Genomic DNA, 13,665 nt, shown 5'->3' with positions numbered 1-13,665 from the left:
GTGTATTCGATGACATCACACCTCCTGACGTTTCCGACCGCCATTTTTCAGATGACTTAAGTTAACTGAGCAATAACGGGCTAAAAAAAGAAAAATTCACTGCAGTAAGTCATAGCAATGTCATCCGATAAAATGCAAGTGTGAACTGGCTTACAGACGATTAAGGCTATCTTAATTACCCTTCACCGATGAACAAACAACCAGCATCTTCTATGAAAAAGAACTTAGGCCCCCATCTCGAGAAACTGTGGCTCTTGTTTGCATGGAGCACATTGATTCTAGCCTTCATCATAGGGCATATCGCGGCGAAGCCCGACTACCTGACGATGGCTAAGAGCCATTTCTCAAATTTTAATCTGGTTCCTTCCAAAGACTATACCAGTCTGCCTGTGGTCTTTGTGCCCGGAGAGGATAGCCAAAGCAGCATCTCGGGTGGCGAGGCCGTGGTCATCGCCGCCGGTACCGGCTATGGCGGGCCATTCGTGCTGGGGGTGAGAGCCCAGAAAGGTGAGAACTCCGCCCGAATTAAAGAGGTGGTGGTCTTGTCGCATAAAGAGACCCCCGCATACCTGCAAAAGCTGATTAATAACAATTTTTTCAGGCAGTTTATCAATAAATCGGTCACCGATAATTTTCTGTTAGAGGAAGATGTCGACGGTATTTCCGGCGCAACAGTGTCGTCTAAGGGCTTTACCAAGGCGATAGGTTTGGCCTTGCACCAAGGGGCTCAAAGTCATCTTGGATACGAGAAAACCTGGCATGAAGTTGAGTGGTCGCCGGGGCTCAATGAAGCCCTGATGGTCGCCCTGTTTTTGATGGTGCTGGTGGTCGTCTATGCGCCGAGACAGATAGCTAAACCGTTTAAGTTGATCTTACCTTTTGCCAGCCTGGCCTTCGTTGGGTTTTATGTGAATGCCTCGATTAGTCTGGGTACTCTGGCTGGTATCGCCATGGGCTATGTTCCCGAATTCAGGCAATATCCCATCTGGTGGATCATTGTCGGTGGTGTGCTGGGCGGTATCCTCCTCTTGGGGCGCAACCTCTATTGTGGTTACCTCTGTCCTTTCAGCGTGATCCAGGATCTACTGCAAAAAGTAAGCGGTATCAAGCTGGCTCTGCGACCGGGCATGGCCAGAAACGCCAGACGCGTCATCTATGGCCTGAGCTGGTTGGCGCTTATCTTGATCTTCCTGTCACGCCACCCGGCCTTAGGTTCCTACGAACCCTTCGGCATGATGTTTTCACTTCAGGGGATGGGCATTCAATGGTACATCTTACCCTTTAGCCTGCTGGGTTCCTTCTTTGTGCCTCAGTTCTGGTGCCGCCTGTTCTGCCCGGTGGGTCTGTATCTATCCGAGGCGGTGCGTCTGCAGCATGCCACGGTTCGCACCGTAGGCAATATCTTAGTGAAAAATGTTACCGGACGGCCGAGTGATTCGAAAATTATTGCCGATAGTTACTCCAAGGCGACCGACACGCTTACCATCTTGTTTGCATCTCAAACCGGTAACTCGAAGCATCTGGCTTATCAGTTAAAAGCGAGTTGCGATGCCAATAGCTTGCCGGTGCGCATCGCGTCCATGGCCGACTACGATACCGATAACCTGCAGCGCGAAAGTCACCTGATTATCGTGACCAGTACCTATGGTGAGGGTGAGCCACCCGAGAGTGCCGAGGGTTTCTATCACACCCTCTTTGCGGACAATGCCCCACAGTTACCCGATCTCTCCTATTCGATACTGGCTCTGGGTGACACCAGTTATCGCTTCTTCTGTAAGACAGGCATAGACTTCGATGAGCGTCTTAGCGAGCTTGGAGCACAGCGCCTCCATGAGCGGGCTGAGTGTGATGTCGACTATGATGCCATGGCGGACACATGGATAACTTCTGTCATTAAGGTGCTGCAAAATCGACTGGAAGCCAGCTGTGCCAATGCCGTTATGCCCATCGAATCGACGGGAGCGGAGCAGGCTTACTACAACAAGGCGCGTCCATTTTCGGCCCGTCTGTTATGCAATGACAGACTCGCACCCGATGCCTGTGAAAAAGATTTTCGTCATATCGCGCTGTCACTGGAGGGCTCGGGGATCCAATATCAGCCAGGCGATCTGCTGAGCGTCTGGTTTAAAAACGACGAGACAGAGGTCGCAACGCTGCTGGCCAACTTGTCTATCCCGGCCGACGTCGAGGTTGAAGTTGATGGCAACATCAGAACAATTTCACAGGCCTTGATTGAAAATTATGAGCTGACCCAGTGTCACCCTGCCTTTATCGAAAAGTATGCGACGCTGAGTCAACAAGCCGAGCTACTTGGTTTAGTGGCTGACTTCGATGGGGTGCGTGACTATGCACGTCGCCATCAGATCTTCGAGTTGGTACGTCTCTATCCGGCCCGACTTACGGCGGAGCAGTTGCTGTCATCTCTGCGCAGATTGACGCCGAGAAAATACTCTATCTCCTCCAGTCAGTCGGACGTTGGTGAAGAGGTTCACTTAACGATAGCCGTGGTCGAGTATATGTCGGGTCAAGGTGTCGAAAGTCATCGATATGTGGGCGGAGCCAGCGGCTACCTGTGTCAGCGACTGGCACTGAATGCCGAGGTGAATATCTTCGTCGAGGAGAATGAACACTTCCGTCTGCCAGAACACGGCGATGCGTCCATGATCATGATTGGTCCCGGCACCGGCGTTGCGCCGTTCAGGGCATTCATGCAGCAGCGCGCCGCGCAAAAGCATACAGGTAAGAGCTGGTTATTCTTCGGTAACCGTAATGAAGAGCTCGATTACCTCTACCGGGATGAGTGGCAACAACATCTGGACTCAGGCGTATTGACCCGTATGGATCTTGCCTTCTCACGGGATCAGCAACAGAAAATCTATGTTCAGCATCGTATCGAACAGCAGGGCGCGGAGTTTTATGGCTGGCTCGAGCAGGGCGCGTATATCTATATCTGTGGCGATGTCTCACACATGGCTGTCGATGTAGAGAAGGCGATTTTGCAGGTCATCGAACTCCATGGGGAGATGTCCTGTGATGAGGCATTGAAATACTATGAACGCCTGAAACATGAAAAACGCCTGTTGAAAGACGTCTACTAACGGACGTCTCTCAACCGACGCCCCTATGGGCGCACAGGCACTGCAATTACAGATAACATATGAGGCACCGATTTTGAGTCAATCAAACAATACGGGTCATGAACAGAGTGGGAATAAGGGCAGCACATTCGAAACTAAAATGAGTTTTGGTTTGGGGATGATCACCCTACTGCTCATCTTTGGTTATTTCTATGAATCGTTTCAGGAAATTCAACGTCAGGAGATCATCGTTATCGCCATCGACAGAATAGAAGCCGCTTCAGACGCGAAAAAAGACTGAGGCTAATCGTTAACAGTCATCACCCCGACATCGACCCATAAGGATATGGGCTCGATGTCACTCCTGCTTCCGGCGACAGTTTGTAGCGATAGTATCTAACGCGCTTTCATATCGAACGCACTCTTCAGATTATTGGCAAACTCGATAAATTTCTCTTTGATGGTGCGCTTAATTGAAACATTGAGTGAACCCAAAACAACCTTGCCTTCGATAGTGATGACAGGTGCCTGGCGGTTAGCCAGCGACGGGGCTCTGTTTTCGATACTGCTGACAATCCCGTAGGTTTTGCAAACCACGTTGATCCCCTCCGGAACATAGATAATGGCGCCGCCCAGAACACAATTTAATTTAATGGTGACATGCTGGTGCTGAAAAATGGCGTCGCTAAAGTCCAGCGTCGACTCACCTAAGATGTTGCGTACATTAATCACCTTAGGCACCTGCCACTGGCCGCTGCGTTCATTATTACCGAGAATACAATTTAAACTGAGCTGGTCATCCTCGGTTTTATTTGAATAGCTTGGCGTAAATTGATGCTCTTTCTTATTGCTATAGTCGGTATCAGCCTTTAAGGATAGATCGGCAACCAGATCGAGTATCTCTCGATGGGAGGAGGAGTTCATCGCATCATCGAGTCGGCGCTCGAAGGCCTCTGCCGAGATAACGCCATGGCTGTAGTTGACGATCAACTGATCGATCACCTCTTCACGTATTTGTTCAATGGGACGATCTTCAAGGATCACATCCATGCTGTCACTCCTCTGACTTAAATTATATTCGCTTGTATATGTTTGATCTAAATGAACTCGAATGAAAAATAAGCAATTTCCGAGCCAGTAAATTTAGCTTTTAAAAACAAAAGATTAAACTTTTACGTTTTTTGCAGGTCGTAGGAGTAACCGATAATTAGTGAAAATCATCATATAGCGTCGCCTAAATCAGATTAAGTCAGCTTAGATACAAGTTAGATAAGTAAGCTGTATTAGTTTGCCATGAATGGCATCAATTTCGATGAGTTTGAGTTCTTTCGACTCCGATAGTTCGGTCTCGATTAGCAGGTATCTTTTATCCTGAATTTGGATACAATGTAAGCAACAGTGATAGTTTGGAGTGGGCGAAATGGACAAAAGTAAAATCCTGATAATTGATGATGATCCTGTGTGTACCGGGGTCTTACTCGCTATCTTAGGCGACGATTATGATGTAACGACCGCCAACTCCGGCAGTGGCGGCATCGATATATTAAGTTCACAGACGCCCGATCTTATCCTGCTCGATATCACCATGCCGGAAGTGAATGGTTATCAAGTCCTTAAGTTCCTCCAGGAGGACCCGTCACGCATCGATATCCCTGTGGTGGTGATCAGCACCTTGGTCGAGAGCTCAGATCAGGAGTTCGCTATCAAACTCGGCGCTGACGATTACGTCAACAAACCTATCATGCCAAATGTGATACAGGAGAAACTCGAAAAGTATCTCCGATAACCCTCAGCTTTGTTTTTGTCGAACGACAAAGTTTGAAAACGTTCTACTCGTTAGCCTTGGCTGGGGTTATTCTTGGCTAGGGTTAACCTTTGACAGTTTATTGTTAAGTTAACCCTAGGTTGAGTTTAGTCCGTACCTCTGTCACTCCTCTCTCTTTTGCTTCCTGCTTACTCGATCTTTCTTATTTGTGGACTCATTAGCCCGATAAATTATGAGTCACAGGATTGCTTTGAATGTAACATACTCCTAACATGTGCTTGTAGCCTACTCTCTATAGGTGAGTGCCATAAAGAACCGTTTTTAATATCGTTAGTTGATGGCGCTAGCGAAAACGATAGCGCAGTTTAAAAGGAGTTTCCCTATGAAAGCCGTTGAGCTTGCAAAAGCAATACTTGTATCGACCTCATTGATGATGATTGCCCCGGCCACAATGGCCGAGCCGCCTACTAATACTGAGAAGAAGGCTGAAAATAAGGCTGAAAAAAAGGCGATGAAGGAGCAGAAAAAGAGTGAGAAAGAGGCTCGCAAGGCTGCGGAAAAACGTGAGCGTGAAGCGAGAAAGGATGCCAAAGAATATGACCGTGAAGCGCGCAAAGACGCAGAAGAGCGTCAGCGTGAAGCGAGAAAGTATGACAAGGAGTATGATCGCGAGGCGCGCAAAGATGTAGAAGAGCGTCAGCGTGAAGCGAGAAAGGATGCCAAAGAATATGACCGTGAAGCGCGCAAAGACGCAGAAGAGCGTCAGCGTGAAGCGAGAAAGTATGACAAGGAGTATGATCGCGAGGCGCGCAAAGATGTAGAAGAGCGTCAGCGTGAAGCGAGAAAGGATGCCAAGGAATATGACCGTGAGGCGCGCAAAGACGCTGAGGAGCGCGAGCTTGAAGTAAGAAAGGACGCCAAAGAGCGCCAGCGTGAAGCTCGCTTAGAGGCTGAGGAGCGTCAGCGTGAAGCTAAGGAAAAGGCTAAAGAGCGCGAAAGCAGGGACTGTAAGAAAAACGAAGAGTGTGAAGAATTCCTCTGATATTTTGCCCCCGGCCTATAGCCGTATAACAGCGTTGCTGTTATACGGCTATAGGCCGGTGAGACCGCCCCTATCTATTATGGCTCGATAGAATGGGGGTCATCTTGGTACTTTACCTCAGCACTCTTACCTAGGAGCTTTTACCTAGGCATTCTCACCTAAGCACTCTCACCTCAACACTCTTACCTCAACACTTTACTCAAAAAGGCCTGAGTTCTTGCCTCTTTCGGTGCGCTGAACAGGGCTTCCGGCTCGCTGTTTTCTACGATAACGCCGCCATCCATGAAGATGACTCTGTCTGACACATCTCGTGCAAAGCCCATTTCGTGGGTGACGATCACCATGGTCATCCCCTTGTGAGCCAGAGATTTCATCACATCGAGTACATCACCCACCATCTCAGGATCCAGCGCCGAGGTGGGCTCATCGAACAGCATCAGCTCAGGTTTCATTGCCAAGGCACGAGCGATGGCGACCCGTTGTTTCTGGCCACCCGACAGGCTGGACGGGTAGGCATCGGCTTTATCCTGCAATCCTACCTGCTCGAGTAACGCTTCGGCTTCGCCGTCGGCCTCTTTCGCAGTCATCACCCCAAGCTTTACCGGGGCGAGAGTGATGTTTTGTTTAACCGTTTTATGGGGGAACAGGTTAAAGTTCTGAAACACCATGCCCACTTTCTGCCTTAGCTTATCGATGCAGGCGCCAGACTCTGTGATAGATTGACCATCGATAAGAACATCCCCTTGAGTCGGTTGCTCAAGCAAGTTGATGCAACGCAAGAAGGTACTCTTGCCACTGCCCGATGGGCCGATCACACTGACGACTTCGCCATGGTTAATCTGCTCATCTATCCCTTTCAGCACTTGGTTATCGCCAAAGCTCTTATGTAAATTATTAATCTTAATCACTTTGCTTTAACCTCGTTTCAAATTTAGACAGTAGTAGGGTGAAGCTATATGTCAGCAGCAGATAGATCAGCGCACAGGTAAATAGCGGCACACTGTCTTCGAAGGTACGGCTACGAATGATCTCACCGGCGCGCATCAGATCGACGCCACCGATAAAGCCGATCACAGCCGTCTCCTTCAGTAACACGATAAATTCGTTACCCAGAGAGGGGAGAATATTCTTAATCGCTTGAGGAAGTATCACCTCTTTCATGGTTGCCCCATGGGATAGTCCCAAGGAACGTGCGGCCTCCATCTGGCCCTTATCGACCGCCTGGATCCCGGCGCGAATGATCTCAGAGATATAGGCACCGCTATTGAGGCCGAAGGCGATGATGGCGGCGGTGATCTTGTCGATATCGAACGCGGCCAGCACAATAAAGTAAAGGATCACTAACTGCACAACTACCGGCGTACCACGAATAATCCCAACATAAAAATTAGCCGGCCAACGCAGGTACCACTTAGATGACATCTTCATCAGGGTGGTCGTCACCCCCAATATTGAACCCATTATCATGGCAAAGAAGGTCACTATAAGCGTGACTTTAAGGCCATTTATGATGAGGTAGATACCGATTAAGCCATCTTCCCCGATAGGGGTAAACAGTGAAGCGTTAATTGCATCAATCATTATCGGCTCACTTCATATGCTTGGCGACAAGGGCGTCATACTCGCCGTTGTGCTTCATGGTCGTCAGGGTGCTGTTGATGCTGTGCAGCAATTCAACTTTCTCTTTGGTGACCGCAAATCCATAAAACTCGGGGTCGAAATCCAGTTCAACCATCTTAAGCCCGGGATTCTTATCCAGAAAGCTGGCCGCAGGTTCACTGTCAAACAGCACCAGATCGACCTTAGCGTTTTTAAGCTCCATGATGGCCTCAAAACCTGTGTTGAAGGCGGTGACCTCTTGGCTGTAACTCTTGGCCATGATATCGCCGGTGGAACCCAGCTGTACCGCGATATGTTTACCCTTAAGGTCATCGACACTCTTTATGCTGGTGTTATCTCTGTTGACCAGCACCACCTGCGTCGCTTCGTAGTAGGGATCGGAAAAGTTAACGCTCGCCTGACGCTCCGCAGTGATCGTCATGCCGGAGGCGATCAGGTCAACCTTGCCCGCATTAAGCGCCACGATGAGTGAATCAAACTTCATGTTTTCAACTTTAAGTGTCTTCCCCGCATCCTTGGCGATCTGGCGAGCTAAATCGATATCGAAGCCTTTGATCTCATCACCGCTAACCCCTCCGACATATTCAAAAGGAGGAAACGACGCGTTAGTGCCCACTACAAGCACATCATCACTCTTACCGCATCCGGTTAACATCAACACGCCAGCTAAACCTAAGCTTCCCAAACACAATATCGACTTCTTCATCTTCAACTCTCATCACCAAAATACTCAACTGGCAACGACTATAAGCCGACACAAAACAAAGTCAATAATTATGCGTGTAAAATGATTATAAATTCACTCCAATTGGTTTAAACGCTTACTAATTAATCAGTTTAATCTGTTTGTAACTCACTGTTAATAAGTTTTTTGCTTATTTTGCTGTCGATGTTGAGCTAACGCTATAGTAGTGAAAGATGAATAAATAGTTAGAAGTTGTGGGTAGTAAGATGTAAGCAAGTGATAGTCGCAAATTAAGAGGCGCTAGCGGTACGTTTAGATTGGAAAAGATAGGCTGCCTTGTCTTCTCTCTTTTGAGTTCAGGTTCGATATGGAAGTAAGAGGCAGCGCTAAATAGCGAGTGCTAATGTCCTCTATCGGACAGTTCGTGGCGTCGAAAAATGACATGCTTGCGCAAATTTGTGACCCACTTTGCTTAGGACTGTAATCATGTTCGGACTATTTAAGAAATATAACTTGTACTTTGAGGTGTACAAAGTGATGGACAACCTTGCGCTAAGCAAGAGTGACAGCCTGCTCATAGTTCCGTCGGGAACGAGACGGTAGACGGCCCGTGCCAGCGAGTAAACAACGACATGGTAAACGGCGTATAGCCTGAGCGAAATTGACTAATGAAGCAATGTGAATACTGCCGACGTTGGTACGAACCAACCGACTGTAGGCAAAAGTTTTACTGCAAGAGTTGTAGCCATAGTGCAGACAGCGCGGCACGGTTGGCCTCGGGCCAAGCTGCGGGGAAAAGCGCGAAGCAAGAAGACATACCGATGACGTTCGATGAGTTGGAAGCAGCCTTTAAGGATAACTAATAGCCTACCACACGCCACGACAGATTGAACACATCATGGTGACTCTGGATGTTGAATTCGGGCCGCCTTTTGATGGCCGCAACCAGATAGAGCATCAGCCCACTTGCGGCAAGAGTGAGGTGTTAATTGAGACGCGGTACGCTTAGATTCGAAAGATATGGCTGTGCAGCCTTTTTGAGTAAAACAGACGGCATAACAATTTCATTGGACTCTCTTTCCACTCCTTAAGTTGGCTCTATCCCCCTTTATTTTCTACGATTTGCACCCACTCTTAGTTGGTACGGACGTACACATATATGTTCTTATTTTCAATGACTTGCCCCAACTCTTATATTGGTAGTTAGTTGGTACGAACGTACATGCATCTGTTTTATCTCTTTATGTGATCGAGTTATAACTATTGATGAATATGTTGTTTTTACTCAAAAAAATAGTTAGGTAAATGCTAGGGATTGTTTATTGTATACACACTGTAAAAGCTCTTTATGGAGAAATAAAAATAATGATGAATATGAGTTTGAAGAATAAACTGCTGTTATTTGCCCTTTTACCAGTGGCGGTGATCTTTTTTAGCTTAATGGCTATTACCTATAACATTGAGTCGAATAACCTCGAAAAAAATGTGTCATCTTTCAAAGAGAAGTTAATTGAAGACCGAAAGGCGGTGTTAAAAGAGGAGATTGAAATTGCTGTTCAGATCGTTGTCTACCAACAGTCATTGGGTGAGCAAGGAGATGTAAAAGCGGCGCTAAGACAGGTGCGATTTGGCCAGTCAGGCTATTTCTTCATCTATGATGAGCAAGGGGTCAATATTTTCCATGGTGCCAGCTCCGAAAGAGAGGGGAATAATTACATTGGAATGACAGATCCCAATGGGAAGAGAGTCATTGTAGGTTTGCTTAATGCCGCAAAAACAGGGGATGGTACCTTCAATTATCATCATGATAAACCGGGCACTAGTGGCCTGGTTGAGAAAATTAGCTACAGTGAGATGATTCCTGGCAGCGATTGGATAATAGGAACCGGGGCTTACGTTGATGATATCGAAAGTGAGGTTCGCGACTATCGGGACATCACCACTCAGCATATGCAAGATAAGGCGATAACTGTCTTGGTTATTGTACTTATTCTTGTTTTATTAACCACGATAGCGGTGTTATATATTGCCCAGCGAATGGTCCGTCCAATAAGAAACATGGTGACCAATTTAGAAGATATTGCCAAAGGTGAGGGAGACCTGACTAAGCGACTGGATGTTGAGGGCAGTGATGAGATAGCGCAGCTCGGACTTGCCTTTAACCTGTTTGTCGAAAAATTGCAGGGAATCATTAAGGATGTCAGTAATGTCACTTTGGAGGTCAAGAGTGGTGCAGCTGATATTAACAACCAGACGCTGACGATGGGCGAGCAACTGGTGAATCATAATAATGAGACTGATCAGGTGGTCACCGCTATCACTGAGATGTCGGCAACTGCGAGTGAGGTGGCACAAAATACGTCACAGGTTGCCGAGGCGACGCTCGCCGCAACGGGTGATGTCAATACGGCTCAGGAGTGCGTCGATACTTCATTAACCGAAGTGTCATCATTAATGGCCGAAATAGACACCGCTGCGGAGCATATTAATTCACTGAGTGAGCAATCTAAAAAAATTAACAGCGTATTGACCGTAATTGGCGGCATTGCCGAGCAAACCAACCTGTTGGCATTAAATGCAGCCATTGAAGCGGCCAGGGCGGGTGAGCAGGGCCGAGGCTTCGCCGTCGTTGCCGATGAGGTACGTAGTTTAGCCAGCAGGACTCAGGCCAGTACCTTAGAGATTAATGAGATGCTCACTGAGCTTCATAACCTGGTATCACTGGCTGTGAGCACCATGGATTCGAGCCAGAAAGGTTGTTTGCGCTCGGTTGAGTCCTCCAGAGCAATCTCTGAGAGCCTAGGTGCGGTAACGTCTGCGGTAACATCGATTAATGATATGAGTACACAAATCGCCACGGCGGCAACCGAGCAAAGCTCAGTGACCGAAGAGATTAACCGTAACGTCTTTGCGATTCAGGATATTGTCAATGAGTTGATGAGTTCGAGCCAAAACACTTCAGGAGTGAGCCAAAAGCTGGCTCAGGAGGGGGACAGCCTCGGCGAGTTGGTTGGACAGTTTAAGGTCTAGCCATTAGGCCTTGATGCAATCCGAAAGGGAAGCATATCGCTTCCCTTTTTGTTGCGCCGTTCCCTATTTTTATATACTTAATGGCCCGAGTTTCTCTACTTCAGCCCTACTTCATCGAATAAATAGAAATTCTCAATAATTTCATGATCAAACTGGCGACTCGGGCATGGCTAACTATACTTCTTTCGATAATAACCATATAAAAAGGATGGATATGATGAGGGGATTGTTAGTTTCACTGATGTTACTACTGTGCACGTCGGTTTATGCAGCCGATAAATGCGTGTCATGCCACCAGGAGGTCACGCCCAACGCCGTTAAGGACTGGCAACTTAGCCGCCATAGCGAGAATGATGTGAGCTGTGATACCTGTCATGAGGGGGACCATTCATCGGCTAAGGATGTAGACAAGCTGGTCACCATTACTGCCGAAACCTGTGGCGGCTGCCATGGCGATCGCCTGGATCAATTCTCTAAGGGTAAGCACGCCCTGGCATGGGCAGCAGTCAACGCTATGCCCACCACTCATGCACAACCTATGGCACTGAATCAGGGGATGAAGGGCTGTACCGGCTGTCATAAGTTGGGGATAAAAACCGATGCCGAGATCGCCAAACTCAAGGAGCAGGGCAGCAAGTTCGGCCATGCCTCCTGCGATGCCTGCCATACCCGCCACACCTTCTCGGTAAAAGAGGCACAACAACCCCAGGCCTGTCAGACCTGTCATATGGGCTTCGATCATCCGCAATGGGAGATGTGGTCATCGTCCAAGCATGGTGTGCGTTATCTGCTGAAGCAAAATGGCGTATTGCCCGAAGGCACTCCTGCACCAACCTGTCAGACATGTCATATGGTCGATGGCGACCATGAAGTGCGAACTGCCTGGGGCTTCCTGGCGGTGAGATTGCCGCTGCCTGAAGATGATGAGCAGTGGAAAGCCGATCAGATCACCATCTTGCAGGCATTGGGTGTGCTCGATCCTAAGGGACAGCCCACCGGACGACTCGACGTGATCAAGGCGGCCGATGTTGCCCGTCTGGATAAGGCATCGTTTGATAAGGAGCGCAACAAGATGCTGGCCGTCTGCGGTGATTGTCACTCAGCGAACTTTGCCCGCAACGAGCTCGATAATGCCGATAAGCTGATCCGCGACCTCGACCATCTGCTGGCACAAGCTATTCGTATCATCACGGGACTATACCAAGACGGCATCCTCACTAAGCCAGAGGGCTACGCCTATGCCTTCCCGGATCTGTTAACCTTCCAGGATGCGCCGACCACTATCGAACAAACCCTGTTTGAGATGCACCTCAAGCACCGCATGCGCGGCTTCCAGGGCGCATTCCACGCCAACCCAGACTATGCGCTATGGTACGGTTGGAGTGAGATGGTGAGAGATCTGCAGGAGATAAAAGAGAAAGCGGCAGAGATGCGTGCGGCTCACGGCAAGTCGGCCTCAGCTCACTGATCACAAAGTAAAGGCTAACAAAGCCTGAGGCAGGGAATATCGATTACCCGATACTCCCTGATCTCAGCTTTGGCGGAACTCTCATCAGGAAGATGGCTAAGGTTAAGATCCACTCTCTTATGAAGAGTGAGTGACGCTCTTATTCTTATAAAGCGTCAGTTCAGCCGCAACGTATTCTCCTATCTTTATTCACGACTATTAGCGTATGTTGGTGGTCTCTGTTTATTAAAGTGACATAACTAATGTTAATTTTATCTTCTAAGACAGGACGTAATTGATTTCACATCGAACCTCTCAAACAGATGATAGCCCATCTCTTTTTGAATCTATCGCCAATGATATCGCCACTAAAGGCTTTAGTATTAACCCTGCGGCACTTCCTCTGGATTTAACTCATTTATTAGCACAACACATCACCACCATGCCCGACACTCACTTTAAACGTGCAGGCATTGGCCGAACGACTGAGCATAGGGTGAATGACTTTGTGCGTACCGATGCGATCTGTTGGATTAATGGTGACAGCGATGCGGAGATTGGGTGGCTTAACTGGGCCCGGTCGTTGCAAGCATTCTTGAATAGAAGGCTATTATTAGGGTTATTCTCGTTTGAAAGTCACTTTGCTCACTATGCAAAAGGCGACTTTTATAAGAAACACAAAGATGCATTTACAGGTGAAGGCAATCGAGTGCTGACAGTGATTGTTTACCTTAATGAGCATTGGTCTACAGAAGATGGTGGCGAGCTGGTGATTTATCCAAATCAACAATCGATCTCAGCTGTAATTGATGATCACACTGTTAGCGTGACACCAGGCTTTGGTACGCTAGTGGTATTTTTAAGTGAAGAGTTTCCTCACGAAGTACTGGCTGCACAGCGAGACCGTTATTCCATTGCTGGCTGGTTTAGACTCAATTGCAGTATCGACAATAATATTGATCCGCCGCGATAACCTATATCGCAGCAGGGTAATACCAA

11 protein-coding genes are annotated in these 13,665 nt (G+C 48.0%); 7 read left to right on the top strand and 4 right to left on the bottom strand.

Annotated features, from left to right (window positions below; all coding sequences use genetic code 11):
* The first annotated feature begins 212 nt into the window (after window positions 1-212).
* Window positions 213-3,098, top strand: a complete 2,886-nt coding sequence (locus SSED_RS23765) for a flavodoxin domain-containing protein (RefSeq protein WP_190273173.1) — start codon at window positions 213-215, stop codon at window positions 3,096-3,098.
* A 73-nt stretch (window positions 3,099-3,171) separates the two neighbouring features.
* Complete coding sequence (locus SSED_RS19685) at window positions 3,172-3,378, top strand: hypothetical protein (RefSeq protein WP_150104367.1); 207 nt, start codon at window positions 3,172-3,174, stop codon at window positions 3,376-3,378.
* A 95-nt stretch (window positions 3,379-3,473) separates the two neighbouring features.
* Here the strand turns inward: SSED_RS19685 and SSED_RS19680 are convergent, their stop codons facing one another.
* On the bottom strand, window positions 3,474-4,127 hold the full coding sequence (locus SSED_RS19680) for a LiaF domain-containing protein (RefSeq protein ID WP_012144099.1): 654 nt from the start codon (window positions 4,125-4,127) through the stop codon (window positions 3,474-3,476).
* A 370-nt stretch (window positions 4,128-4,497) separates the two neighbouring features.
* Between SSED_RS19680 and SSED_RS19675 the strand changes: the two genes are divergently transcribed.
* Together SSED_RS19675 and SSED_RS19670 are read left to right on the top strand one after the other, a co-directional pair.
* Window positions 4,498-4,863 (top strand): response regulator, encoded by a 366-nt coding sequence (locus tag SSED_RS19675; protein ID WP_012144098.1) that lies wholly within the window; start codon window positions 4,498-4,500, stop codon window positions 4,861-4,863.
* A 361-nt stretch (window positions 4,864-5,224) separates the two neighbouring features.
* On the top strand, window positions 5,225-5,884 hold the full coding sequence (locus SSED_RS19670; protein WP_012144097.1) for a hypothetical protein: 660 nt from the start codon (window positions 5,225-5,227) through the stop codon (window positions 5,882-5,884).
* A 182-nt stretch (window positions 5,885-6,066) separates the two neighbouring features.
* Here SSED_RS19670 and SSED_RS19665 read toward each other — a convergent pair whose 3' ends face one another.
* Genes SSED_RS19665 through SSED_RS19655 form a run of 3 tightly spaced genes read right to left on the bottom strand, consistent with a single transcriptional unit; the run spans window position 6,067 to window position 8,210 of the window.
* Entirely contained in the window at window positions 6,067-6,792 is a 726-nt protein-coding gene (locus tag SSED_RS19665) for an amino acid ABC transporter ATP-binding protein (RefSeq protein WP_012144096.1), read from the bottom strand.
* Entirely contained in the window at window positions 6,785-7,465 is a 681-nt protein-coding gene (locus tag SSED_RS19660; protein ID WP_012144095.1) for an amino acid ABC transporter permease, read from the bottom strand. The genes SSED_RS19665 and SSED_RS19660 overlap by 8 nt, the downstream gene beginning before the upstream one ends.
* Window positions 7,466-7,472: 7 nt before the next feature.
* On the bottom strand, window positions 7,473-8,210 hold the full coding sequence (locus SSED_RS19655) for a basic amino acid ABC transporter substrate-binding protein (protein WP_012144094.1): 738 nt from the start codon (window positions 8,208-8,210) through the stop codon (window positions 7,473-7,475).
* A 1,344-nt stretch (window positions 8,211-9,554) separates the two neighbouring features.
* On the opposite strand from SSED_RS19655, the gene SSED_RS19650 reads away from it, so the two are divergent.
* The 3 genes from SSED_RS19650 to SSED_RS19640 all read left to right on the top strand — a co-directional run bounded on the left by SSED_RS19650 (window position 9,555) and on the right by SSED_RS19640 (window position 13,639).
* The gene (locus tag SSED_RS19650) at window positions 9,555-11,219 is read left to right on the top strand and encodes a methyl-accepting chemotaxis protein (protein WP_012144093.1); all 1,665 of its coding nucleotides are present in this window, start codon (window positions 9,555-9,557) and stop codon (window positions 11,217-11,219) included.
* A gap of 214 nt (window positions 11,220-11,433) precedes the next feature.
* Window positions 11,434-12,687: a multiheme c-type cytochrome gene (locus tag SSED_RS19645; protein WP_012144092.1), complete on the top strand. Its 1,254-nt coding sequence runs from the start codon at window positions 11,434-11,436 to the stop codon at window positions 12,685-12,687.
* A 274-nt stretch (window positions 12,688-12,961) separates the two neighbouring features.
* On the top strand, window positions 12,962-13,639 hold the full coding sequence (locus SSED_RS19640; protein WP_012144091.1) for a 2OG-Fe(II) oxygenase: 678 nt from the start codon (window positions 12,962-12,964) through the stop codon (window positions 13,637-13,639).
* The last annotated feature ends 26 nt before the right edge of the window (window positions 13,640-13,665 follow it).

Origin of the sequence: Shewanella sediminis HAW-EB3 (assembly GCF_000018025.1) — a bacterium.
Classification (GTDB): domain Bacteria; phylum Pseudomonadota; class Gammaproteobacteria; order Enterobacterales; family Shewanellaceae; genus Shewanella; species Shewanella sediminis.
The sequence above is the reverse complement of the archived record's forward strand: the minus strand, read 5'-3'. Positions and strand labels throughout refer to the sequence as shown.

Coding starts and splice junctions, on each gene's coding strand:
- SSED_RS19650 (WP_012144093.1), top strand. CDS start 9,555: ATGATGAATATGAGTTTGAAGAATAAACTGCTGTTATTTGCCCTTTTA.
- SSED_RS19670 (WP_012144097.1), top strand. CDS start 5,225: ATGAAAGCCGTTGAGCTTGCAAAAGCAATACTTGTATCGACCTCATTG.
- SSED_RS19645 (WP_012144092.1), top strand. CDS start 11,434: ATGATGAGGGGATTGTTAGTTTCACTGATGTTACTACTGTGCACGTCG.
- SSED_RS19680 (WP_012144099.1), bottom strand. CDS start 4,127: ATGGATGTGATCCTTGAAGATCGTCCCATTGAACAAATACGTGAAGAG.
- SSED_RS19675 (WP_012144098.1), top strand. CDS start 4,498: ATGGACAAAAGTAAAATCCTGATAATTGATGATGATCCTGTGTGTACC.
- SSED_RS23765 (WP_190273173.1), top strand. CDS start 213: ATGAAAAAGAACTTAGGCCCCCATCTCGAGAAACTGTGGCTCTTGTTT.
- SSED_RS19660 (WP_012144095.1), bottom strand. CDS start 7,465: ATGATTGATGCAATTAACGCTTCACTGTTTACCCCTATCGGGGAAGAT.
- SSED_RS19655 (WP_012144094.1), bottom strand. CDS start 8,210: ATGAAGAAGTCGATATTGTGTTTGGGAAGCTTAGGTTTAGCTGGCGTG.